24 protein-coding genes are annotated in these 22645 nt (G+C 41.1%); 3 read left to right on the top strand and 21 right to left on the bottom strand.

Going from position 1 to position 22645, the window contains the following annotated elements; all coding sequences use genetic code 11:
• Positions 1 to 70: 70 nt before the first annotated feature.
• Positions 71 to 1729, bottom strand: coding sequence for a phosphoenolpyruvate--protein phosphotransferase (gene ptsP, locus CD03_RS0124825; RefSeq protein ID WP_027295916.1), 1659 nt, complete (start codon positions 1727 to 1729; stop codon positions 71 to 73).
• Positions 1730 to 1972: 243 nt separating this feature from the next.
• Here ptsP and CD03_RS0124820 point away from each other — a divergent pair, with 243 nt between their 5' ends.
• Positions 1973 to 2170, top strand: a complete 198-nt coding sequence (locus CD03_RS0124820; protein WP_027295915.1) for a hypothetical protein — start codon at positions 1973 to 1975, stop codon at positions 2168 to 2170.
• A 25-nt stretch (positions 2171 to 2195) separates the two neighbouring features.
• On the opposite strand, the gene CD03_RS36490 is transcribed toward CD03_RS0124820, so the two are convergent.
• The 3 genes from CD03_RS36490 to CD03_RS0124805 form a co-directional block, all read right to left on the bottom strand.
• Entirely contained in the window at positions 2196 to 2588 is a 393-nt protein-coding gene (locus tag CD03_RS36490; RefSeq protein WP_052377969.1) for a hypothetical protein, read from the bottom strand.
• 65 nt (positions 2589 to 2653) lie between these two features.
• Positions 2654 to 3808: a YibE/F family protein gene (locus CD03_RS0124810; protein ID WP_330373639.1), complete on the bottom strand. Its 1155-nt coding sequence runs from the start codon at positions 3806 to 3808 to the stop codon at positions 2654 to 2656.
• Positions 3809 to 5380, bottom strand: a complete 1572-nt coding sequence (locus CD03_RS0124805; protein ID WP_027295913.1) for an alkaline phosphatase — start codon at positions 5378 to 5380, stop codon at positions 3809 to 3811.
• A gap of 365 nt (positions 5381 to 5745) precedes the next feature.
• On the opposite strand from CD03_RS0124805, the gene CD03_RS0124800 reads away from it, so the two are divergent.
• Positions 5746 to 6813, top strand: a complete 1068-nt coding sequence (locus tag CD03_RS0124800; RefSeq protein WP_027295912.1) for an iron-containing alcohol dehydrogenase family protein — start codon at positions 5746 to 5748, stop codon at positions 6811 to 6813.
• Positions 6814 to 6985: 172 nt separating this feature from the next.
• Here the strand turns inward: CD03_RS0124800 and CD03_RS34770 are convergent, their stop codons facing one another.
• From CD03_RS34770 to CD03_RS0124770, 7 genes are all read right to left on the bottom strand, one after another.
• Positions 6986 to 7636 (bottom strand): TMEM164 family acyltransferase, encoded by a 651-nt coding sequence (locus CD03_RS34770; RefSeq protein WP_052377968.1) that lies wholly within the window; start codon positions 7634 to 7636, stop codon positions 6986 to 6988.
• 208 nt (positions 7637 to 7844) lie between these two features.
• A complete protein-coding gene (locus CD03_RS0124790; protein ID WP_027295911.1) occupies positions 7845 to 8609 on the bottom strand; it encodes an ABC transporter permease subunit in 765 nt (254 codons plus the stop codon).
• On the bottom strand, positions 8606 to 9295 hold the full coding sequence (locus CD03_RS34765; RefSeq protein WP_330377368.1) for an ABC transporter ATP-binding protein: 690 nt from the start codon (positions 9293 to 9295) through the stop codon (positions 8606 to 8608). Before CD03_RS34765 ends, CD03_RS0124790 begins: the two co-directional genes overlap by 4 nt.
• Complete coding sequence (locus tag CD03_RS39210; protein ID WP_330377367.1) at positions 9276 to 9521, bottom strand: ATP-binding cassette domain-containing protein; 246 nt, start codon at positions 9519 to 9521, stop codon at positions 9276 to 9278. Before CD03_RS39210 ends, CD03_RS34765 begins: the two co-directional genes overlap by 20 nt.
• A complete protein-coding gene (locus CD03_RS0124780) occupies positions 9521 to 9721 on the bottom strand; it encodes a PLD nuclease N-terminal domain-containing protein (protein WP_027295910.1) in 201 nt (66 codons plus the stop codon). The genes CD03_RS39210 and CD03_RS0124780 overlap by 1 nt, the downstream gene beginning before the upstream one ends.
• A gap of 64 nt (positions 9722 to 9785) precedes the next feature.
• Entirely contained in the window at positions 9786 to 10904 is a 1119-nt protein-coding gene (locus tag CD03_RS0124775) for a helix-turn-helix domain-containing protein (RefSeq protein ID WP_027295909.1), read from the bottom strand.
• A gap of 80 nt (positions 10905 to 10984) precedes the next feature.
• Positions 10985 to 11776 (bottom strand): IclR family transcriptional regulator, encoded by a 792-nt coding sequence (locus CD03_RS0124770; protein ID WP_027295908.1) that lies wholly within the window; start codon positions 11774 to 11776, stop codon positions 10985 to 10987.
• Positions 11777 to 12135: 359 nt separating this feature from the next.
• Between CD03_RS0124770 and CD03_RS0124765 the strand changes: the two genes are divergently transcribed.
• Positions 12136 to 13179 (top strand): sugar kinase, encoded by a 1044-nt coding sequence (locus CD03_RS0124765; RefSeq protein ID WP_027295907.1) that lies wholly within the window; start codon positions 12136 to 12138, stop codon positions 13177 to 13179.
• On the opposite strand, the gene CD03_RS0124760 is transcribed toward CD03_RS0124765, so the two are convergent.
• From CD03_RS0124760 to CD03_RS0124715, 10 genes are all read right to left on the bottom strand, one after another.
• Positions 13176 to 14543 carry an MATE family efflux transporter gene (locus CD03_RS0124760; RefSeq protein ID WP_330373638.1) on the bottom strand — a complete coding sequence of 456 codons (1368 nt, stop codon included), beginning with the start codon at positions 14541 to 14543 and terminating at the stop codon, positions 13176 to 13178. The two genes, CD03_RS0124765 and CD03_RS0124760, sit on opposite strands and share 4 nt — an antisense overlap.
• Before the next feature lie 61 nt (positions 14544 to 14604).
• Entirely contained in the window at positions 14605 to 15189 is a 585-nt protein-coding gene (locus CD03_RS34760) for a DUF2284 domain-containing protein (protein WP_044289641.1), read from the bottom strand.
• A gap of 92 nt (positions 15190 to 15281) precedes the next feature.
• The gene (locus CD03_RS0124750) at positions 15282 to 15848 is read right to left on the bottom strand and encodes a Maf family protein (RefSeq protein ID WP_027295905.1); all 567 of its coding nucleotides are present in this window, start codon (positions 15846 to 15848) and stop codon (positions 15282 to 15284) included.
• A 27-nt stretch (positions 15849 to 15875) separates the two neighbouring features.
• On the bottom strand, positions 15876 to 16220 hold the full coding sequence (locus CD03_RS0124745; RefSeq protein ID WP_027295904.1) for a phenylpyruvate tautomerase MIF-related protein: 345 nt from the start codon (positions 16218 to 16220) through the stop codon (positions 15876 to 15878).
• Positions 16221 to 16269: 49 nt separating this feature from the next.
• The gene (locus CD03_RS0124740) at positions 16270 to 16812 is read right to left on the bottom strand and encodes a nucleoside-triphosphatase (protein ID WP_044289640.1); all 543 of its coding nucleotides are present in this window, start codon (positions 16810 to 16812) and stop codon (positions 16270 to 16272) included.
• Positions 16802 to 18799 carry an FUSC family protein gene (locus CD03_RS34755; RefSeq protein WP_052377967.1) on the bottom strand — a complete coding sequence of 666 codons (1998 nt, stop codon included), beginning with the start codon at positions 18797 to 18799 and terminating at the stop codon, positions 16802 to 16804. Before CD03_RS34755 ends, CD03_RS0124740 begins: the two co-directional genes overlap by 11 nt.
• Before the next feature lie 66 nt (positions 18800 to 18865).
• Positions 18866 to 19507 carry an NAD(P)H-dependent oxidoreductase gene (locus CD03_RS0124730; RefSeq protein WP_027295902.1) on the bottom strand — a complete coding sequence of 214 codons (642 nt, stop codon included), beginning with the start codon at positions 19505 to 19507 and terminating at the stop codon, positions 18866 to 18868.
• A gap of 1 nt (position 19508) precedes the next feature.
• Positions 19509 to 20006 carry a hypothetical protein gene (locus tag CD03_RS0124725; protein ID WP_027295901.1) on the bottom strand — a complete coding sequence of 166 codons (498 nt, stop codon included), beginning with the start codon at positions 20004 to 20006 and terminating at the stop codon, positions 19509 to 19511.
• Between the two features lie 132 nt (positions 20007 to 20138).
• Positions 20139 to 20996, bottom strand: a complete 858-nt coding sequence (locus CD03_RS34750) for a helix-turn-helix domain-containing protein (RefSeq protein ID WP_052377966.1) — start codon at positions 20994 to 20996, stop codon at positions 20139 to 20141.
• An 88-nt stretch (positions 20997 to 21084) separates the two neighbouring features.
• Positions 21085 to 22572 carry a tagaturonate reductase gene (locus tag CD03_RS0124715; protein WP_027295900.1) on the bottom strand — a complete coding sequence of 496 codons (1488 nt, stop codon included), beginning with the start codon at positions 22570 to 22572 and terminating at the stop codon, positions 21085 to 21087.
• Positions 22573 to 22645: the final 73 nt, after the last annotated feature.

Here is a 22645-nt window from a genome sequence, read left to right as displayed (position 1 = left end):
GCGCAGATTCCATGTGAAGCGGGGTGTGCAGATGGCGGAATGATTTTAAGATACATTCTAATGTGTCTGATTACACTTCTCCCAGTCTGACATCTCTCACTTTGCTTACATCTGTATCTCTGATTTTTTTACGCAATGGCAGAATACATGCCGGGGAAACGGACAATTCATCAATTCCCATGCTTAAAAAAGTCTCTGTCAATTCCATATCCGCACCTAACTCACCGCAAATGCCGATCCAGATTCCATTTTTATGGGCATTGTCTGCTGCCATTTTAATCAGGCGGAGCAGCGCTTTGTGATGTGGGTAATAAAATTTATCCAGATTCGCATTCTGTCTGTCTACTGCGGTCGTATACTGTGTGAGATCATTGGTTCCCACACTGAAGAAATCCACCTCCCTAGCCAGTTCATCACTGATAATCGCTGCTGCCGGTGTCTCGATCATAATTCCAAGCTGTGTATCTTTATTATACGGGATCCCTGCTTCATCCAGTTCTGCTTTCACTTCTGCAACAATCTCTTTGATTTCCAGGACTTCTTCTACTGCTACGATCATTGGGAACATAATAGCAATATTGCCAAATGCCGATGCACGGAAAAGAGCACGAAGCTGCGTTTTAAAAATATCATGCTGTGTAAGGCAGATACGGATTGCCCGGTACCCAAGTGCCGGATTCTCTTCTTTCGGAAGATTAAAATAATCAATCTGCTTGTCCGCCCCGATATCCAGGGTCCGGATAACAACCATCTTCCCCGCCATGGTCTCCGCTACATATCGATATACTTTAAACTGTTCTTCTTCCGTAGGGTAATTATCACTCTCCAGATACAAGAATTCGCTTCTGAACAATCCGATGCCGCCTGCATCATTTTGCATCACAGCACCAATGTCAGATGCATTGCCGATGTTAGCATATACTTTAATCTTCTGACCGTCCAGCGTAATATTCTCTTCGCCTTTTAGCTGCTGCAAAAGCTCCTGTTTACCTTGATATTCTTTCTGCTTTTCCTGATATTTCGTAAGCGTCTCTTCATCCGGGTCAACATAAATGAGACCTTCTGCTCCGTCTACGATTCCCAGTTTTCCTTCATATTCTTCTGACAAACCGCTCCCTGCTCCGATAATTGCAGGAATATTCATGGTTCTGGCAAGAATCGCGGTATGGGAGTTGGTAGATCCACCCTGGGTAATAAAGGATAGCACTTTATCTTTTTCCAGCTGCACCGTTTCACTGGGAGCCAGATCGTCTGCTGCTAATATTACCGGCTTATCCGTCACCAGCCCGCTGTTCTCATTTCCGGAAAGGATAGAGACTACACGTTCCGAGATGTCTTTTACATCGGCAGCACGGCCTCTCATATACTCATCATCCATAGATGCAAACATCTGTGAAAAATTATCTCCGGTTGCAGCTACGGCATATTCTGCATTCACCTGCTGCGTTGTAATCATATTGGTAATAGCTTCCACATAGTCTAAATCATCCAGCATCATCTGATGTACCTGGAAAATCATTGCATTCCCTTCGCCCACTTCCTGGACTGCCTTGTCATACAGTTCACCCAGCTGTTCAATTGCTTTATCCTTCGCAGATTCAAAACGCTGGATTTCGGAACTTGTATCTTCCACTCTCTTACGCTGAACCTGTCCCTCTGCTCTTTTATAAAAGGCTATCTCACCGATGGCAATGCCGCCAAAAACGCCTTTTCCCTGCAATGTTACCATAAACATGACCTCCCTTATTCTTCAGACACCATCATTTTAATGTTTATTTTCAAAAATGTGGTATCGATACCTATGCCACCATATTAACATATTTAAACTGATTAATCCATAAAAACCTAAACCGGGGCCAAGTTTTCAAAGGATTACACAAAAATAGGATAAAAGGGGATATTTTTTCTGCTTTTCCGCATACTAATTGAAAAGCAAACTATACTTTTCATATAAAAATCAGGAGGAATCCCTATGAAAGATAACAAAACGAACAATGAAATTATCGATGATTATGACTATCTGGGCAATTCCGCTTCTTCCATGGACTGTACCGGTCTGATCCCCTCCGCTCCTCAGAGCAAGGCTGAATTGGATTCTTATGAAGAAGTTTATCATTTCGAACCGCCAAAAATGAAAGCCAGACATGAAGAAAAAGACTCACTGGAATAATTCCTGAGTCTTTTTCTAATATAAGCTATCCAAATACCCTTGCAAGGGTTGAAATCACCGCCTGCAGGTCTGTAATTGCTTTATTTAATTTATCAAAATCTATCTTATCCATATTTTCTGCTGCCTGAGTCACTACCTGATCACTATTATCCGCCAAACGGCTAATTTTATCTATCATGGATGGAATATCTGCATCAGTCAGCTGACGCGATATTTCATCCAGATTCCCGGATGCTGTTTCCACTTTATTTATAATCGTCTTTACTCTGGGTGCCGCAACTGCAATAAAAAGAATCACTGCCGCCAGAAAAAAAGCCAGAGTTGCCGCAATGAAACGCAGGTAAGTCCTTTGCCTCCTAAGGCAGTTTTTTTCTACTTCTAGTGCAGTTAATATCTCCCTGTTTGTTTTCTCCTCCACTGCAAACCTCCCCGACAGTTTCCTTTAAAATAATTTATGCGGGATTCAAAAACAAAATGCCCAATTTATAATTTCTTCTTTCTTGTAAGAAATACACCGCTTGTCAGTGCCGTAAAAGGGGCTACCGTAACCAATCCAAAGCTCCCTACAATGGTATCCAGTATCTCGGATGATACATATTTATAGTTTAAAATATTGTCTATGGGGGTTCCCTGGGCCATAAACACCATCAATAATGCTACACAGCCGCCTGAGTAAGCCAAAAGCAGCGTAGTTGTCATGGTTCCCATGGCTGCTCTTCCTACTGCCATTCCTGACTGCATTGCTTCTTTCCATCCGATATCCGGCTTTTTCTGGATTACTTCATTAACGGCAGATGTGATATCTACCGCCAGATCCATAACCGCTCCTGACGACCCGATGAAGATACTTGCCATAAATATCTGAGTAAGATTCAGATTCTCGTACCCACTGTATAAGAGGCTCTCTGAATTAGGCATAATAGCACCATGGATTTTAAAAGCATCTGTAAAAATCAGTCCCATTATACAGGTAGTTATAATGCCCAGGAAGGAACCGCTGACCGCTGCAAAAGCCTTCCGGTCAAATCCATAAACCAGCGTGATAATAATAAACGTCAGTGACAGCACAATGACCAGTCCCACCATTACCGGCTGCATACCTTTTAGATACATAGGAACCAGTAATTTCCATATCATCAATATTGTAAGTCCAAAAGATAATACTGCCCGAATTCCTGTCTTACCTGCAAATATAATTAATAGCACCACAAAGCATCCGGCTAGTATCAGTTCCTTATTCAGTCGATAGTGGTCTATCAGGTTTACGGAAAGAATTTCATCTCCTTTGTGGCTGATTACCACAAGCGCCTTATCCCCGGGACGAAAAATTTTATCTGCTTCCAGAGAGCCGTTCAGCATATTAAAGCCCTCTGCCTCTAATCCTTTAAATTCTCCTCCCAGAAAACGGACCGTACATCTTTGTTCTCCTGATTTGATCAGTCCGGTACTGATTATTTTACTGTCATCGGTATTCAGAACTTCCGCCGCACAGCGCTCTGTCCCTTTATAAATGACTGCATCTTCAAATCCGGTAGGTAAAAAAAACAGTACTGCCATCAGCGCCAGACAGAATATGACCGGCAGCTGGTAGCAAACTGTTTCTCGGGTAAACTTCAGTTTTCGCATTTTGGGAAACAATTACTTAACTCCTGTAAGCTGTGCGAGATTTTTAAATATATCTGTGTTATCATAATACCCTTCGAATTTTTCCTGCCCTGCTCCTTGTGCATATACCGGTACCGGAAGTCCTGTATGTGCATAAGATGCAAAATTAATACCTGATTTATTATTAAGAATATGTGTAATGGTTACCGATAATGGCTCATAAGTTCCATATAAAATATATTCTTCCTGAGACATCCCATCCTTCTTTGCCGTTCCTGTTTCCAGTGTTCTCTTATAAGCATCTTCCAGGCGGGAATATTCATAATCTGTTAAAACCAGTTTGGAATCTTCTGTTGCATCAGCATCATCTTTTGCCATTAAGCCAAAGTTTGCTTTTATATCTTTTAACACTTCCTTAAACTCTGTTTTATTTTCTTTGTATTTTGCAACATAGTCAGAGTCGAATTTCGCATAGGATATTTTCTGGTTTGTCAGGTTTGTCAGATAAGTATCGTAATCTGTTCCTGCATATCCGATTGTTAATCCACCGGTTTCATGGTCACCGGTTACCAGAATGAGTGTATCGTCCGGATGTTTCTTATAAAATTCTACTGCTGCTTCCACCGAGTCACTTAAGGCTTCTGTATCGTTGATGGCAGATCCTGCATCATTTGCATGACATGCCCAGTCAATCTTACCACCTTCAACCATTATAAAGAATCCAGTATCATTGTTCAGAACGTCAATTCCTTTCTGCACATAGTCTTTTAATGAAAGTTCGTCTTTTACTGCATCCAGGTCATAAGACATTGCATCTGCATCTGCCAGATGTTCTGCTATTACAAGTGATTTTCCATCTTCTGCTTTTAACTTCTTTACTTCTTCCTGGGTTTTAATTACCTTATAACCTGCGTCTTCTGCCAGTTTATAAGCATCTGTCTGATCTTCTTTTTCTCCTGTCGGGTCAAGCAGTGCCCCTCCTGCAAAATAATCAAAGTTACTGTCTACCAGCTCTTTTGCAATATCATAATAGTTGTTTCTGGAAGCCTGATGAGCATAAAAAGCTGCCGGAGTAGCATGGTTTAAATTAACCGTCGTCACAATACCTACCTTATAATCTTTTTGCTTTTTTAATTTTTCAGAAATCGCCTCAAACTTCTTTGTCATGGTTGTATCCATGTTAATGGTTCCGCTGTAGGTTTTATTTCCCGTGGAAATAGAAGTAGCTGTTGACGCAGAATCCGGAGCAAAAGAAGTGCTGTCATAGGTCTGTGCTGTCCCAGCTACCGGAAAATTCATAAATGACAATGCTTTTGCCTCAATTTCGCCTTTATTTTCTGTCGTTCCCAGATAATCTGCCGTTGCCTGGATTTGAGGATAACTCATACCATCGCCTATAAATAAGAAAATGTACTTTGGTGTCTTAATCTCTGCATTCTCTGCTGCCTTACTGTCTGCTTTCGTTTCAGATTCAGCTGCCTTTGTCTCTTTCTCTGTCTGTGCCGTTGTTTCGGTAGCATGTCCTGTTACCGAAGGAACTGCCGTAATTGTTGGGACTGCCAATGCCATAGCTAACATCACTGCACTGATTTTCTTCAATTTCATAATCTTTTTCTCCTCTTTTTGCTTGATTATTTACTTACATGAATAATCTATCAGAGAAGTGTAAGGAGCGGTTTTGTGCCTTGTAAAGAATTGGTAAAAATAAAGCGGGCTTTGTAAAATTGATTTAACAGTGTTTATACTGCGGCAAAGAGTTTGTTAAGGATTACTATTACGAATAGATTGGGGGGGAAGTGAGAAAGGGACGCTTTGTAGATAGATGCCGTGCGTGGAAAGAGAAGGGGGTGGACCATGACAGGCGTTTGGAAGGCTTACTGCAATGTTTAAAAATTCATTACCGCAGATCCTGTTCGTAATGATATATTTGTGATAGAATAAAAATTATTGTACCATAGGAGGATCAGGAAATGTATTTTTATATGCCAACAAAAATTTATTGTGAAAGTAATTGTGTCTGGAACCATGCTAAGGATTTGTCAACCCTCGGCAAAAAAGCTCTTATTGTAACCGGAAGACGCTCTTCAAAAGAAAACGGATCCCTGGCTGATATTCAGGATGCTCTCTCAAAGGAAGGAATATCTTATGAGATATTTGACCGTATTGAAGAAAATCCTTCCATTGAAACCGTTATGGAAGCACGGGACTTCGGAAATGAGTCTGGTGCTGACTTTGTCATTGGAATAGGCGGCGGTTCACCGCTGGACGCAGCCAAAGCTATTTCCCTTATGATGAAACAAATAGATAAAACAGAAGATTATCTGTATGAGAAAGGCTCAGATGATGCTTATCCCGTGGTATCTGTTCCTACTACATGTGGTACGGGATCAGAAGCGACTCCTTATGCCATACTAACCATTCACAGGAAGCGGACAAAATCCAGCATATCTCATCGTATCTTCCCGGTTTTGGCTCTGTGCGATCCTAACTATTTAAAGAACCTTCCACCTACCGTACTTGCATCTACATCAATCGATGCTTTGGGACATTTTATGGAAAGCTATATCAATAACAATGCAACTTTCTACAGTAAAATGCTCTGTAAAGAAGGGATGCATCTCTGGTCTTCTGTTAAAGATGTCCTTCTGGGTAAGCCGGCATGTGATGCTGACTATGAATCACTGTTAAATGCTTCTACACTTGCAGGCATGGCAATTACCCATACCGGAACTTCACTTCCCCACGGACTCAGTTACTATCCAACCTATGAGACAGGCGTACCTCACGGAAAAGCCGTTGGCTCCTTCCTCCCTGCTTACTTAAGGGCTGCAAAGAGTTATCAAAGCGAAATCCTGTCACTTTTAAATTTCCCGGACACAGACGCATTTACTTCTTATGTCAATCAAGTTTTAGGCAGCGTTATGATCAGCGATGACCTCAAAAAAGCCGCCGTGAATGGCATGTTATCCAATCAGGGGAAACTGGCAAATTGCCCATTTCCTGTAGACGAAGATGTTATGTGGGGGATGTTTGAGTAAATCATACTTATGTATATCTATGGTATATTATTACTTACTATTACGAATAGATAAAATAAAACGACAAGTATTCTGTGTGTACCGAATGCTTGCCTTTTTATTTTTATATATTCAGCCATGTTCCTACCCTTTCGTAAGATTGTCGGGAGTAAGCTTGTATCTTTGACATCCCCTACTTTCCCTTCCTTCCCTTACCCACAGCAATCCACACCAGATGAATCAGAAATCCCCCCAGTATAATTGCTGCCATATAAACCACAATCACAAGTGTATTTGGCAAAAAACCTTTCAGATCTCGAAATACAACCTGGGAAAATTGCCTGTATGGATTGATATAAAACATGTCGATCTCATTTGTGAACAGTTTCGATACTACTGTATTGATTATTTCAGCAATAACTGCAGTGATGACGAATATTTTTATAACGCCAAAATAGTCACGCACTGTCAATTTTGAAGAATATCGAATTCCTGTGTAAATGCCCAGTGTAATTAATGCCAGATGCCAGCAGATGGAGTGCAGTGTCAGTATGAAAAGGGGATAGCACATGCCGGAGGTGTCTGCAAATGCAAATATGCCTCCCAACAGATTGATATCCATTAAAAAATGGATGTATGCTTTTTTATTTTTGAGAAAGGGCAGAATCAGGCATAAATACATAGGCAGGCTGCATAACTGAAACGGGAAATACCGCCAGCTGTAGCTTCCAGCATTTATTACGGTTATCAGCAAAATCTGTTTGATGCACTCTGAAATGAAGAAACAGACACCAAACCAGAAGATGATTTTGCAGCTTTGATCAAACTTCTTCTTTATCTGCATTCTATCACCCCGCCTTATATCTTCCATCCCTTAATTCTATTAATCGGTTGACAAGATTATTATACTCTCTATCTGATTCCTGGTCTACGTCATGAATCGACAATATTTTTAACAATTCCGTAAAAAAAGAGCAAAGACGGAAAATCATCTTTGCTCTAAAACGTTCCTCATACACTATTAAGATAAATTACAAGAGGCTCTCTTTCACTTAAATCCTCTTTTTACGAAATATCATCACAGCTCCACCTAAAAATACAATGCTTAATCCTGCTGTAACTCCCACCGCTGCCATTGCATCTGCAATCTGGTATTCTGAAACAAGCATTCCTACATTATTTGAAATCAGGAGTATCGGATTATATTTTTGTAGAACCGGCAGCATATTTAACATAAATAAGATTACAACAACTGCACCTACCCCCATAAGGCTGGTATAACTGTTCTTGCCTACTGTAGAAATCAGGAGCAGGAGTGTCAGCAGAAATATACCAAACAGCCATAAACACAAAACTGCAAACCAAAGATGATAAATATCATTCTGTTGAAATAAATACTCCGTATATCCATACGTTGTGACAAAACAAAGCGCCAGGCATATCGTCCAGATGAACGCCGCGGATGTGAATTTTGCCATAATGACAGCATTTCTGGAAAGGCCTTTGGTAAGGATATTGATCAATGTTCCTTTCGACAGTTCACTGGATAGAATCCCGCTGAATACCAATATCAGAGCAATGAGTCCCATAGAGGTATTATTTTTGAAAAACTGCATATACGAATCCATTGCCGTTGGATCCGGCATTGTAATCTTCATGCCTTCAACAGCAAAATTTTCTAACAGCAGCGGTGTCAGTTTCGCAGTCAGGGGATTCATCATTCCAAATATAAAAAATACGATTATGAGGATGAAAAGACGATAGGTTCTAAGCTGCTCCAACCACTCTTTTTTCAGAAAAGCTATATATCCTTTCATTTCACCACCTCCATAAATAAGGTTTCCAGATTTGGTTCCTGCACCTCGTATTTCAGAACCTGTATCTGCTCTTTTAAAATCAGGGCTAATATTTGAAATCCACTCTTCTGCACATCCTGTACCCGAATTGTTAAGGATAGACGGGACCGGTTAACATCCGTGATTCCTTCTGTCAGCCTAAGCATGCCCTGAACCTTTTTGGCATCTTCCTCATTCATTAATTCCAGAATCATTTCATCTCTCTTATGGCCGGATTTTAATTCTTCCAGACCTCCGCAAAGAGCCAGCTCTCCGTCATGCAAAACTGCAACCCGGTCACAGATGCGCTCTACATCAGATAAAATATGTGTGGAGAACACCACCGTCATCTGGGATTTAACTACCGATAATATATCCAGTATTTCTTTTCTCCCAACGGGGTCCAATGCCGACGTAGGTTCATCACACAGCAGCAGTTTAGGGTCATTTAATAATGCCTGCGCAATTCCCAGACGCTGTTTCATTCCCCTGGAATAACCGCCGATTTTCTGCTTTACATCTTTTAATCCTACGATTTCCAATAATTCCCCGCTCTTCTCCAGAATCTTCTTGGCCGGCATTCCTGACACTTCGCCGCAGAGTTTCAGATATTCTTTTGCCCTCATATAATTATAAAACTCCGGTACATCAGGCAGATAACCGATCATGCGGTTTGTTTTTGTTTCTCCATAGGAAACCCGGTTTGGCTATCCGTATCTCTCCTGCATCCGGCTGCAGCAGTCCCAGAATCATTTTCATTGTGGTTGTTTTCCCGGCACCATTTTCCCCAAGGAATCCAAACACACTATGCTCGGGTACCTGAAAGCTGAGATCCCTAATGACTGCATGGCCGTTAAAACTTTTCTTTAAGTTTTTAACCTCTAAAATGTCCATTATTCTTCACCTCTGCCTATGGTAAAATACAATATTGGTCCGATAAACTGAACAATTAGTACAACAACTGCCCATATGACCTTATTTCCAAAACGGTAGTGGGGATGTCGCAGCACATGGATAAGCGCTGTGATTGCCAGTGCCAGCTCTGCTATAATTACCGGTATCAAAAACGGCAGAAACTCCATTAATTCTTTCATGTTATTCTCCTCCTGACCGGAGCATTCCTGATACGGCTCCGGATATCGCGTAAAGATAAACTAGTTACGATTGTTTTAAAAGCTTTAATCTCAGCTGATGAACAATATGTTTAAATTCATCTGTTTCAAAAAGAGGTGCAAGCCGGGGATTCTTTTCTACTGATTCCATCAGACTGTCCTTTACTACAGACTCACACCTTGGCATATTCGTACCCAGCCCCAGCATATCAAACCAATTTTCCATCTGATCAAAATACTTGTTTCCCTGAAGCTTCAGCGGAAATATATCTCCGGTGAAAATATCCGTGTATTTCTGAAGCATAACCAGTGCTTTCTGCTCCTGTCCATGGGATGCATATGCTTCTGCAGCCAGAAGATACATCGGTGCCAGACCTCCCGGGTGCATCTCCAGAAGCCCCATTGATTCTGCAATCTGAGTAAAACTATGCATCCACATATCCACCTTTTCTTCACGGTCTGCATATTCGATTATCAGATTTCCAAATCCTGCAAGCGCCAGCAGAATATTCTGATATATCATCGTTTGAAGTACTTCTATTGCCTTATCCTTCTTCCCCAGGCGGTCCAATGCAGATGCCAGGATGACTTCCGGTGAAGCCTTTGGCCGGTTGCAGTCTTCTAATAAAATCATTGCTGCACTTGGGTTATCTAAGTACAATTCACAGCCTGCCTCCATATAAACAGATACTCCGAGCAGATACTCATCATTGGTTTCTTCTCTTACATGAATCATAAGATCTCTTACCATTACCAGTACCTCCTGGCTTTTTTCCGGTGAGTCCGCCAACATATTATGATTGACCAGCAAACTCCCCATCTCCACCAGAAGGGCAGGGCAGGCATAGTATTTTTTAATAATCTTTTCACACTCTGCTAACACTTTATCAAATGGCTTTTCTGAAAAATCCTTGCATAACTTTACATACAATCTGCGTATATCCTCCTTCACCATCTGGGGTTTATAGTCAATCAGGTCATCTATACTAATATTAAAATAAGCGGCTAAAAGGGGAAGTAATGTAATATCCGGATAACTCTGTCCGGTTTCCCATTTTGATATGGCTGCTTTTGACACGCCCAAATATCCTGCAAGCTCATCCTGGGTGATTCCTTTTTCCTTTCTTTTCCCAACCAGGATAGACGCGATATTAATTTCTCTCATAAAAATCACCTCCATACACGTAGTATAATGGAGGTGATTCAAAATTACAATGGATATGAAGTTGTCAAATTTTTCATTAGTCAACCATTAGTTGACTCCCGATAGCCAAACTCCCGTGATAACTGTTCCCTTACTCCCAAAACCTTTTCCGCCAGCTCGTCAATTCTGGCATCTGTCATTTTTATGGCTGGTGCCGAAATACTAAATGCATTCTTAACTTTTCCCCGGTAGTCGAAAATGCAGGCCGCAATACAGCGCACACCGATTTCATTTTCCTCATTATCCAGGGCATATCCCCGTTCACGGATTTTCTTTAATTCATCCATGAGATCTTCTAATGAAATAATGGTATATTCTGTCTTCTTTTCAATGATACTGTTTTCCCATATAAACTTCACTTCCTCTTCCGGAAGCTGTGCTAAAATGGCTTTTCCCACCCCGGAGGAATACATTGGCCTGGATAACCCTATCTGAGATGCCATCCGGATCGCACTGTCATTCCGTATGATAGGTGTCACCTTGTCTATATATACGACCTCGCAGCCTCTGCACTCTACCAGATGCACCGTCTCCCTGCACTCATTTGCCAGCTTCTCCAGATAAGGGTGTGCAATTGTCACCTCGTCCATGCCGGCAAGGGCCCTGCTGGATATTTCCATTAATTTATAAGTAAGGCGGTATTTATTATTCTCATCCTGGGCTACGTATCCCATGCAAATCAAAGACAACAACAATCTGTGGACCGTACTCTTATGAAGTCCGATACGGGTACTCAAATCAACCAGTCCAATTGGCCCCGTTCCGGCTAACGTTTCCAGCACCATAAATATTCGGTCCGCTGACTGTATAGGGTTTTTCTGTTCTTCACTCATGATATCCTCCATTCGCTGCAGGCATACTGCAGATACTATCAATGTTTATATTAAATCTTTACTTCAAGATTCAGACTTTATGGACTACTTGAGCGTGTCTTAAAATTCATTTCATCAATAAGCACTCCCTAAAAAACGGATCGTACCTCTTGATAAAATCAATTTTAAAACACGCTCTAATATATTTTAACATTAATGATATGGGTTCGCAATATAAAAGTTATTTACCTATTGACATTTCAAGTGATTCTGGCTAAAATTATTTTAACGGTTTTATTTTGTAAAACTATGTTTTACATTATGAAACATTGAAGTTTAAATAGAAAATATATGATAAATTTAGCAAGGGGGATTACAAGATGTTATGTGAGAATTTTTCTGAAGTAAAAAAAGATTTTGATTTACTGGCACTGGGTGAGCTGCTGCTGAGACTTTCGCCGCTTGGAAATGAACGCCTTTCCAGAGGTGATACGTTTTTAAAACAAATGGGAGGCGCAGAATTAAATGTGGTTTCAGGGGCATCTCTTCTGGGGCTTCGAACAGGAATTATATCAAAGCTCCCCTCAAACACCATTGGTTCCTTTGCTAAGAATCACGTGCGTTTCTGCGGAGTCAGTGATGATTATCTGACTTATGACGAAAGCAGAGATGCCAGACTTGGTATTTATTATTATGAATACGGAGCATACCCACGCAAGCCCGGTATTGTTTACGACAGGATGAACACCTCTATAAATAAAATTTCCATTGATGATTATCCGGATTCTTTATATCAGTCCACCCGTTGCTTTCACACCAGCGGGATCACTCTGGCACTTAGCGAAGGTACCTGCCGTACTGCCATTGAAATGATGAAGCGGTTCAAAGCAGCCGGCTCTCTGATCTCTTTTGATGTGAATTTCCGTGCCAACCTGTGGAGTGGTTCCCAGGCCAGAGACTGTATAGAACAGATCCTGCCATACGTTGATATATTCTTTTGTTCGGAGGATACTGCCAAGCTTACATTTTTAAAAGAAGGTTCCATCAGGGATATTATGAAATCCTTTACCAGGGACTATCCAATTTCCATCGTCGCATCTACCCAGCGTATTGTACACAGTCCGAAAATTCACACTTTTGGGTCTGTGATCTATAACGCTAAGGAGGATGCATATTACGAAGAAAAACCTTATGAAAACATTGAGGTTGTAGACAGAATTGGCAGTGGCGATGCGTATATCTCCGGTGTACTTTATGGACTTTTAGCCCACAGCTTCGACTGCCGGGCTGCTCTTGAATACGGAAATGCTACCAGCTCCACCAAAAATACGATTCCAGGCGATCTTCCATCTTCTGACCTGGCTGAGATAGAACGAATTATTCAGGGACATCATTCCTCCATCCAGACGGAAATGGATCGCTAGAGCGTATTCGAAACACCCTGTTCCGGAAGCCATTTTCCCTTCCAGGCGTACAAGATTACTCCGAGCATGGCAAAGACCCAGGAAACCGGATATCCCCAGAGTACTGTTTCCAGATCCGGATAAAATAAAACCATGATATTTACCCACAACATCCTGATTCCTACCATACTTCCTACCATCAGAAGCATAGATGTTACTGCTTTGCCTGCTCCCCGAAACACGCCTGTCATTACCTGTGCTACGGTCAGTGTTACGTAAAAAGGTGCCACCGTCCGCAGCATCAGGTAACCATTCTGGTTTACCGCTACATCTGATGAAAATACCCGAAGGGGAATTTGCCCGAATAACAACAGCAGTATTGTGACAGCCACGGTGTATGTGAGACCGATCATCAGCGTATTTGCTGCACCTTTTTTCACACGTTCCCGTTTACCGGCGCCTACATTCTGCCCGGTAAAGGTCATTGCCGCCATTCCAAAGCTCATGATTGGAAGTATTACAAAACCATCTATTTTCATATAAGAACTGCAGCCTGCCATTGCATCTGCTCCGAAGCTGTTAATATTCGCCTGAACAACTACATTGGAGAAAGATATAATGGCATTTTGTATACCACTAGGAATTCCCATCATTAACACGCGTTTCAGCATGATTCTGCTGATACCAAGTTTCTTCAGATGCAGGCGGTAGATATCATCATCCCGCATTAAAGCACGAACAACCATAAATGCAGATACAACCTGGGATATAACAGTTGCCCAAGCAGTTCCTGCAACTCCCATATGAAATACCACTACAAAAATAATATCCAGGATAATATTGACTACCGATGAAACACACAAATAATATAAGGGACGTTTTGAATCCCCCACACCTCTTAAAATACCCGCCCCCATATTGTAAAGTATGTTAAATACGGAACCACAGAAGAAAATGCGCAGATATGTGATTGATTTGTCCATGACCTCCTGCGGGGTTCCCATAGCAACTAATATCTGAGGGGATAAAACGACTCCCACTCCGGTCAGAACGATTCCGCCAATGATACTGATGGTAATAGAAGTATGTACGGCCTCCTGCATTCCCTTTTCCGCCCTTGCCCCATAGTACTGGGAGATTACTACTCCGGCACCCGTTGCGATTCCCATAAATAATCCCACAATTAAATTGATTAAAGAATTGCTGGAACCAACTGCTGCAAGCGCTTCTTTCCCAATGAAATTCCCCGCGATGATAGAATCCACTGTATTATATAACTGCTGAAACAGATTCCCAATTAGAAGCGGAATGGAAAACAGAAGAATTCCTTTTATAATTTTTCCCTCTGTCATATCTTGTTTACTGGATTTTATTGCACTTTTCAATTTTCAAACTCCCTTCCCATAAAAAAACTACCGCGTAAGCAGCAGTTTTTCGCCATTTTATCTAGGAAACATTTATCTTTTCACCAAGGTCTTCAGTAGTAAGCAGACCATTTACCAAAATAAAATGCTCCGGCATTCTGCCTTCTGTCATCCATTTCAATTCCAGCCCCAGCAAATCTTTTGTTGTCTTACCCACATCCCCTCCCAGAGATTCTATAGAATAGCGCATTTGACCGGGCTTACAGCAAGGTTCCCCTTTTAAGCGGAGGCATTCTTTGCAGTAATCACAGTTCCCTGCTGAAAGACTTTTACTTCCCGGGTATTTATCTTCCAGGCTGTGCATCATTATTGACAGTTTCTTTTTTTCGCTGCTCAATTCATTCTTTAGGAACCCTTTTAATGTTTCCTGGGTATGGGAACACTTTGTCTCCTCTTCCGGTATGATGATTCTGGTACCAATTACATATAGATAATTAAATTTATTCCAGTAATCTTTCACATCAAAGTCGTATGGGGGACATGACCACTTTTTCCCGTAGTCCGGACAGGCCTTGCAGCATTCTAAAAACTTTTCAATGTCCACATAATCCCTCAGATATTCCTGTACCGTTATCCTGTTGGACAACTGCTCCGTCGTATAATTCATCTTCCATCCTCCCTTTCACTGCTATATCATGGGTGGTTAAATTCCCGGACATTTCCTGCCTGCTATTTTATACCCGGGGATTCCTTACCTGGTTATTTACTTTTCAATTCCTGATAAAGTCGCGCTATAGGAAGTCCCACAACGTTGTTATAATCTCCGTCAATTTTTTTAATATAGATTGCCGCCCGGCCCTGAATACCATAAGCGCCCGCTTTATCCATTGGTTCTCCGGTTGCAATATAAGCTTTGATTTCCTCATCTGTCATTGGGTACATAATTACATCGGTTCTTTCTGAAAACGTTGTAACCTTTCTTGTCCCGGACTGTATTTCAATCAGGGTAACGCCGGTATATACCTGATGGGTATTTCCCTGCAGAGTCTTAAGCATTTCCTCTGCCGCTGTTACATCTTGCGGCTTTCCCAGAATTCTGCCACTAACAGCCACTATGGTATCTGCACCAATGATGACTGTGTCTTCTTCTATCTGTGCTGCCACTGCTTCTGCTTTCATTGCGGAGAGTTCCTCAACAATTTCATCCGGCATGGATTTATCTGTAATCTCATCCGTATCACTTGTAATAACCGTAAACTGATACCCGGCCTGAGCCAGCAGTTCCTTCCGTCTGGGAGAAGCAGATGCCAAAATTATGTTCTTCATAATAACTCCTGTCTGCTGCCCTGCAGCTTAAAAATTAATACCATTCCAGCCCCAGTCCTTAATTCCTTCATAAGTTATATAAGTTCTTTCTGCCGGAATCTGCAATTCCTCTGACAGCAAATTACAAATAGCCTCTGTCATTTTCTCACAGTAATCTCTCTCCACCTGTCCAAAAACTTCCACCTTTACATAAGCTGTGGCTGCCTCCTGATTTCCTTTAAAATACATCTGGCAATTATCCTCCAGATCAACCATCAGCCAGCTTTCCGTCTTTCCCGGAATGATTTCAATAATTTTACCAAACTTACTTTTTAATGTCTCCGACTGCGCCTCTGTCATGGAAACGGATACTCTTGTTTTTATATATGGCATAATAATACCCTCCTTTTCTATACAATAAATCAAGTATGCAATAATCTCATTATATACGATTATCCCTGCACTGCAACAGAAAATCTTTCATTTTTAGGAAAATTTCCTCCCGGTTGTCTTTGGTTACTTCTAAAAGAACCACCTTTTTATGCTGTTTAATCTGATCCAGCCAAGTACCTTCAAATCCTTTTCTCACTACACCGGTAACCGGTGTCTGTAAATTCAGTATCTCCAGTATTTTCTCTTTGAACTTCTCTGCCATGCCCTCGAAACGTCCGCACTCATCCATTATAATACAATCTGCATCTGGCCTGACGCTTCCCAGAATTTCTATACCCAGCCGTTCAATCACCCTGGTTCTTATCCGGGGGATCCCATCCTGAAACTGTACAATCACATTTTCTTCTTTCCATACCTGCGGCCCGGATGCCGGAACCATATACAGTGACCGGTTCTGATCTTCCCGGTTGTCACCAAAACAAGTGATGAATCCACCATATGCCACTCCTGATTCTTCCAACGCACGCCTGATAATCGTCGTTTTCCCTACCTGAATATCTCCTGTTAAAAACAAATGACACCTATTTTCCATGTACACAATACCTCACAGCATCGGGATTGGCATCTTCCAGCTGAATCAATCTCTTTGCATTTTCTACATATTTCATCATTAAATGCGTCAGATATGCCTCATCCAGCGGAAAGTCGGGTATCTCTTCTGCTGAAGATAAACTTTTTCCCTGGCCATGCCAATAAACACGCTGTATATTCCGAAAAGTTATCTGGAGCTGCTTTATATACTGATGCAAAATCACTCTCTTTGGTTCATCGATTTCCCCTGACTGTACTATGAAAATCATCTGTTCCGCTTCCGCAGACATTTTCCACATTATGTCCAGCATTTTACGATAGAAATCCACATTTACTTCTTCCACCGGTTTCGCCAGATACTGTTTCACCTGATCCGCAACCAGGTAAAAATGGGTCAGGGCTTCGCTGGTTACCCCATAATCTATTACACGCTGTGTACTGATATCCAGAATTGACAGATAGGAATTCTGAATCCGGAAAAGTTCCCGGACATTCCCTCTGAATTGTCCTTTTAAACTGGTTGGAAATAAGAAACGGTTGACCAGCAGTACAATGAACACTGCCAATATCAGATAGGCGATACGCAGTTCCACTGCGGTAGCCCCGTTCATCGTAATCGAAGCCATAAAAAGTGCAAAACTGGTAGAGAACACAGCCTGTATACGGGTTCCCGGAGTAGTACAGTACATCAGTGTTACCATCAGTGTTGCAAATATAAAATGCCATACGATACCCGAAAAATAAGATACGGTAAAAAACACAAGAATACAACCCAGGAATGTGCCAATCAATCGGTTCTTAACCCGATAGGCACTATCTTCATACATTGGCTGTATCATTAAAAAAGCATTAAGCGGAATCCAGTAGGCATGATTAATATTCGTCAGCTGACTGATTAAGAAACTAACCATGATTACAATAGACAACCGCAATGCAAATCTTACCTCAAAAGCATCCAGACGCATTTTCTGCCTGTGTTTCTGAAAAATATAAAAATCTTTTGGAAGCTTCCAGGATTTTCGAAAAGAAGGCTTTTCATTTCTGGCTGCACCATCCAGAATGAGCACCAGCAAGTGTAAAAAGTTCCGAAAAAAAATATAGAAAAAACCATCTGTCTGATTCTCACCAACCTCATTTAACAGGTTGCTGGCCTCCTGAATCAGTGTTTCATTATCCTCTTTGTTAAAAGAGTTCTGAACCTTATCAAGGTAATCTGCCAGCCGGCAGAGGATTCCATCATACTCTTCCCGGTGTTTCCCGCATTCCTCTTCATAATTTGAAATAAAATACGCCGACCTCTGGAATAAAAGGGCAAACATATAATGCAGTTTGCTCTCCCCCTGCATCTCAAATGCCAATTGCCGCCCATCGTATGCGAGCTTATGCAAAGAACTCTGAATATCCAATATTTCCTTCTGCATATGTTCATCCTGGCTTCCTTTGGTTATCAATCGAAACTGACATGCCAGCAGGTCCATACCCTTTCTCGCTGCCCGGTAATCCTGCGGCCTTCGGTGAAGCAAAGAATAGAGAGCCAGTGCACCGCTTAAAACGGTCAATGAGTAAAGCATTACTCCAAGTAATGGCAGGATCCCGTCCCAGCCTACCGGTGCCAGCTGTAAAAATACAAATGCCATGGCATATGTAAAATATCCCTTCTGGTTAAACTGTGTCGTCTGGAGATAAACGAGAAGAAAGGGTACTACAAAATTCAATATGATACACAGGGGTATATTTAAGGTCGCAAAAAATGCCAGGATACACAGAAGAAACATCTCCAAAACAAGCCCGCATACGCCCCTTATTGAAAAATTCTTTTGCCGCCGGATCTGAAACGCAGTAGTCAGAAAAGACACAATGATGGAATATCTCGTTCCAAATAAAAAGATAACGGAATAAAAAAGAAATAAAAAAAATAAGATAACAGGCAGAGCTGTATCCCATTTTTTCTTAAACAAAAAAATATTATTTTTCATTGCTGAAAACATTATAATCACTCCACTTCAAATACTTATTATACTCCTGTATTTGAAAAAGCGCTATAGGGAATATGCTTAAGCAAAGGGTTGATCTAATCTGTTTTCATACGCATTATTTTCCCGAAGCATCTTATTCCACATGATATGATCTACTCCGGTTTTACAAAGAAACTGATAAAATCTGCATTGAGATTTCGTAAGCTTATAGGGTTTTTCCAATCTTTGTACTGTTTCTTTGTGTAATGTTCCTGTCTCCTGGAAATAACTTCCCAGCTTTTCCAGATTCTTAAATAATTTGCGATTCATAAAATCAGGCACCATGGACGTACCTGCCGCACCACATCTGGCTGCAGTTCCAAGATATTTCATATGCAGCCTTTTCGCCTGTTGTTTCATACAGCGTCTGGCATAATCAGCATGGGCTGAACCTGCAAATCCCATTTGTACGATGCATCCCAGAGATTTATTCTCTGTATTCTGTACATTTAGTTTCTCAAATAGTTTCATTACCGGTCCCGGCATTGCATGTACATAAAGGGGCATTACAATCAAGACTGTGTCAAATTTTTTTATTTTCTCTGCAATTACTTCCGGATTTTCTTTTTGTATACAGCTCACCATGGGTATTTCTTTCATGCCCTTTACGAACTGCGTTATAAATATTCCTGTATTTCCTTTTTCTCCATGAGGAGAACCATTTATAATGAGAAGTTTCATCTTATCTGCCCTCCTTATATTCGGAAATCATGCCAATACATTTAATTTTCCAGTGAAATTGGACGCAGACTCTTTTGAAATATTCAATGAACAGCTTCCGATCCTCAATTGATGTAAACGTATCCTGATAATAGATTTCTATTACAGGCGTTTTATCATATCTGGCAACATGCATTGCTTCGCCGGAAGTATATTCAATATAAGGAAGAACGGAAACTATCATACGGTCCAGCAGCGTTTTCAAATTGCCGCTGGCAAAACCGCAGGACTCTTTTAACAAAAAAACTGCCCGGTCTGCTCTAAAAAAAGCATGATAAAAATCATCCAGATCCTTTTGTACACATCTTCCCGGGGTTTTCAGCCAGCAGGCCCAGCAGCCAAGGCAATCCCTGATCATAACCCTGTTAAGATCCAGTATATAGGTATCTGATTCCTTTCCCTTTGCCGGTGTGTGGAAATCATCCCACTCCTGGCAATCTTTAATTATAACTGTTTTCATTATATTTTCACCTGAGCTCATCTGAGCTTTCCAATCTTAATGATACAGTTACTATAATGCTGGTGGTTACCACCAGGTCAATACTTTATAAATTTATAATTGTATTAATTTATGGTTTTATGAATTTATGTTTTATGAATTTATCGGAATCCAGCACTCACAATAATTTCTGGGATTCAGACTTCCCACAACACAGATTCTCGTCCTGATATATACAACCCCTTTCATCTCCAGTTGATTCTCACAAGCCCATCCATTAACCAAATGATACATTCTTCCCATGGTATCATAATCATCCATACCTGATTCTACCACTGTATAAATGCTCTTTCCGGATATCAGGTATTGTTTCTCAGGGTCCTTTTTCCCCTCTGCCGGTTTTATAATCCTCATTTTGGATTCTTTGTATCCATTTTCATCAAAAGTAACTTCCCTGATCATATTGCTGATAATATCTTCTCTTTTTAAATCAATATTTGGAACTACATGCTCCGTATAATCGGAAAATGCAGACATGTAATCAATCGAATCCACAATTTCGTATAAAGGCAGTTCACAAATGCCGTATTGATGAAGATGTCCGGATAAATTCTTTATAAACAACTGATCCTGTGCCAACCGTTCTTCCATTAACTTCAAGCGCTCTATCTCTTCTTTTAGCTGACATTGCTTCCTGGAAAAAATCTCATGAACCTGTGAAATATCATCCTGATTAATCAGTTCCTTAATCTCTCCGATGGCAAAGCCATGTTTCTTGTAATAATCAATAGCCATCAAGCGGAAAATATCCAGGATCGTAAATTCCCGATAACTGCTTTTTCTGTCTTTATTAGGACAGATCAGCCCCTGTTTTTCATAATACCGAAGTGTCTCTCTCGTGATTCCCAGGCTGTTATAGAGTACTCCCGGGTTATAAACATGGCCGATCCGTTCCATTTCGGGCTGGTCAATTGCAGTAAAACTTTGCTCGATCAATTTTTTTCTGTCCATGAATACCTCCTGTGACGATTCCAATAGGTCAATGATATTACTACTGTATCACAGGTTATCCGTAATTCCAAGACATGGTGTCATTTACTTATATACACTCTTTCATCACTTCATAGCTTCCATTTCGCAGAATTTTGTCCAAATATCCTGCCACGGCATCTTCAAACCCTTTGATATCCGTCAGATCTTCACCCCAGAATTTCGTATTTCTGCAAACTGCATTTGCCAGCATTTTTGCGTTGTCGTTACGATGTTCATAAAAGAACTCCAGTACTTCCCTGTCATCCCGGATCAGATATCTGTCTTCTCCTCTGACTGCTTGCAAACCATTTTCGGTCAGATGACTGCCACGATAGAACGCGATGTAAAATGCGAAGGATGCTGTAATGCATACAGGCAGCTTCCCGAACTTTTCTACATATCCTTTCAGGGATGGCATGACTCTGGCCTTCCACTTGGATGTAGAGTTCAGGGATATATCCAGAAGTGCATGGTCCACAAAAGGATTATTAAATCTTTCTGTTACAGCTGCTGCAAATTCTTCCAGTTCTTTTTGTGGAAGTGATAACGTTGGTATAATTTCATCATAAATAGTCTGATTCATAAATTTACAAATGGTCTGGTCATTCATACAATCCCGTACAATATTCTGTCCTGCCAGGTATGCCCCCAGAACCATTGAAGTATGAGCACCGTTTAAGATACGCACTTTACGCTGTTTGTATGGTTTATGGTCATCGCAGATAATGACGGGAAGCCCTGCCTTTTCAAACGGGAGTTCTTCTTTCAGGCTCTGTGGCCCTTCAATGACCCAGAAACCAAATACTTCTCCCGTGTCGATTAAGTTATCTTCATAGCCCATTTCTTCACACAGCGCCTGTGCTTCATTTTTGGGATAACCAGTTACGATACGGTCTACCAATGTGGAACAGAATATGTTTTCAGACTTGATCCACTGGGTAAATGTTTCCCCAAGATTCCACTGGTCTGCATACTGAAGGACGCACTTCTCCAGTTCTTTTCCGTTATTATCAATCAATTCACAAGATAAGATGATGAAACCTTTTCCTTTTTCCGTCCCGTAATTCAGAAAACGCTGGTATAAGAACTGTGTTAGCTTTCCCGGATAGCTGGATGCGGGACTGTCGGTAAACCGGCAGGCCGGATCATAGACGATCCCTGCTTCTGTAGTATTGCATGTGATAAAGCGCAGATCAGGATTCTTGGCACATTCCAGTACCGCATCAAACTCTTCATAGGAATTCAGACATCTGCTGACACAGGAAATCACTCTTTTATCATTTACTTTCTGACCATTTTCAAATCCACGCAGAAACAGGGTGTATAATCCTTCCTGCTCATTTATTCTTTCCGAAAGCCATGGAGATGAAATTGGTTGGCAAAGTACTACTTTTGACTGAAACCCTGCTTTTTCATTCATCATATCAATCCAGTAATCCACAAAAGCACGCATAAAATTGCCTTCGCCAAATTGTAAAACTCTTTCCGGCGCCTGCTCCAGCAGATACCCCTCATACCCCTGTTCTTTTAGTACCTCATAGCTTAATTTTTTCATATTTTATATCCAACCCTTCCTAATTATAATTTAATAAACATGCTATTTATAATTGAATACACATCAATTTTGC

It is taken from the genome of Robinsoniella sp. KNHs210 (genome assembly GCF_000686105.1).
GTDB lineage: Bacteria > Bacillota > Clostridia > Lachnospirales > Lachnospiraceae > Robinsoniella > Robinsoniella peoriensis.
The sequence above is the reverse complement of the archived record's forward strand: the minus strand, read 5'-3'. Positions and strand labels throughout refer to the sequence as shown.

What these genes read in the sequence shown, in the direction of transcription:
- CD03_RS34765 (WP_330377368.1), bottom strand. Translation starts at nt 9,295, where the DNA reads ATGATCGGTTATCTGCCTGATGTACCGGAGTTTTATAATTATATGAGG.
- CD03_RS39210 (WP_330377367.1), bottom strand. Translation starts at nt 9,521, where the DNA reads ATGGACATTTTAGAGGTTAAAAACTTAAAGAAAAGTTTTAACGGCCAT.
- CD03_RS0124715 (WP_027295900.1), bottom strand. Translation starts at nt 22,572, where the DNA reads ATGAAAAAATTAAGCTATGAGGTACTAAAAGAACAGGGGTATGAGGGG.
- CD03_RS0124800 (WP_027295912.1), top strand. Translation starts at nt 5,746, where the DNA reads ATGTATTTTTATATGCCAACAAAAATTTATTGTGAAAGTAATTGTGTC.
- CD03_RS0124775 (WP_027295909.1), bottom strand. Translation starts at nt 10,904, where the DNA reads ATGAGAGAAATTAATATCGCGTCTATCCTGGTTGGGAAAAGAAAGGAA.
- CD03_RS0124740 (WP_044289640.1), bottom strand. Translation starts at nt 16,812, where the DNA reads ATGGAAAATAGGTGTCATTTGTTTTTAACAGGAGATATTCAGGTAGGG.
- CD03_RS0124805 (WP_027295913.1), bottom strand. Translation starts at nt 5,380, where the DNA reads ATGAAATTGAAGAAAATCAGTGCAGTGATGTTAGCTATGGCATTGGCA.
- CD03_RS0124745 (WP_027295904.1), bottom strand. Translation starts at nt 16,220, where the DNA reads ATGCCATATATAAAAACAAGAGTATCCGTTTCCATGACAGAGGCGCAG.
- CD03_RS34770 (WP_052377968.1), bottom strand. Translation starts at nt 7,636, where the DNA reads ATGCAGATAAAGAAGAAGTTTGATCAAAGCTGCAAAATCATCTTCTGG.
- CD03_RS0124820 (WP_027295915.1), top strand. Translation starts at nt 1,973, where the DNA reads ATGAAAGATAACAAAACGAACAATGAAATTATCGATGATTATGACTAT.
- CD03_RS34755 (WP_052377967.1), bottom strand. Translation starts at nt 18,799, where the DNA reads ATGTTTTCAGCAATGAAAAATAATATTTTTTTGTTTAAGAAAAAATGG.
- ptsP (WP_027295916.1), bottom strand. Translation starts at nt 1,729, where the DNA reads ATGGTAACATTGCAGGGAAAAGGCGTTTTTGGCGGCATTGCCATCGGT.
- CD03_RS0124730 (WP_027295902.1), bottom strand. Translation starts at nt 19,507, where the DNA reads ATGAAACTTCTCATTATAAATGGTTCTCCTCATGGAGAAAAAGGAAAT.
- CD03_RS0124765 (WP_027295907.1), top strand. Translation starts at nt 12,136, where the DNA reads ATGTTATGTGAGAATTTTTCTGAAGTAAAAAAAGATTTTGATTTACTG.
- CD03_RS34760 (WP_044289641.1), bottom strand. Translation starts at nt 15,189, where the DNA reads ATGAATTATACGACGGAGCAGTTGTCCAACAGGATAACGGTACAGGAA.
- CD03_RS0124780 (WP_027295910.1), bottom strand. Translation starts at nt 9,721, where the DNA reads ATGAAAGAATTAATGGAGTTTCTGCCGTTTTTGATACCGGTAATTATA.
- CD03_RS0124725 (WP_027295901.1), bottom strand. Translation starts at nt 20,006, where the DNA reads ATGAAAACAGTTATAATTAAAGATTGCCAGGAGTGGGATGATTTCCAC.
- CD03_RS0124790 (WP_027295911.1), bottom strand. Translation starts at nt 8,609, where the DNA reads ATGAAAGGATATATAGCTTTTCTGAAAAAAGAGTGGTTGGAGCAGCTT.
- CD03_RS0124770 (WP_027295908.1), bottom strand. Translation starts at nt 11,776, where the DNA reads ATGAGTGAAGAACAGAAAAACCCTATACAGTCAGCGGACCGAATATTT.
- CD03_RS34750 (WP_052377966.1), bottom strand. Translation starts at nt 20,996, where the DNA reads ATGGACAGAAAAAAATTGATCGAGCAAAGTTTTACTGCAATTGACCAG.
- CD03_RS0124750 (WP_027295905.1), bottom strand. Translation starts at nt 15,848, where the DNA reads ATGAAGAACATAATTTTGGCATCTGCTTCTCCCAGACGGAAGGAACTG.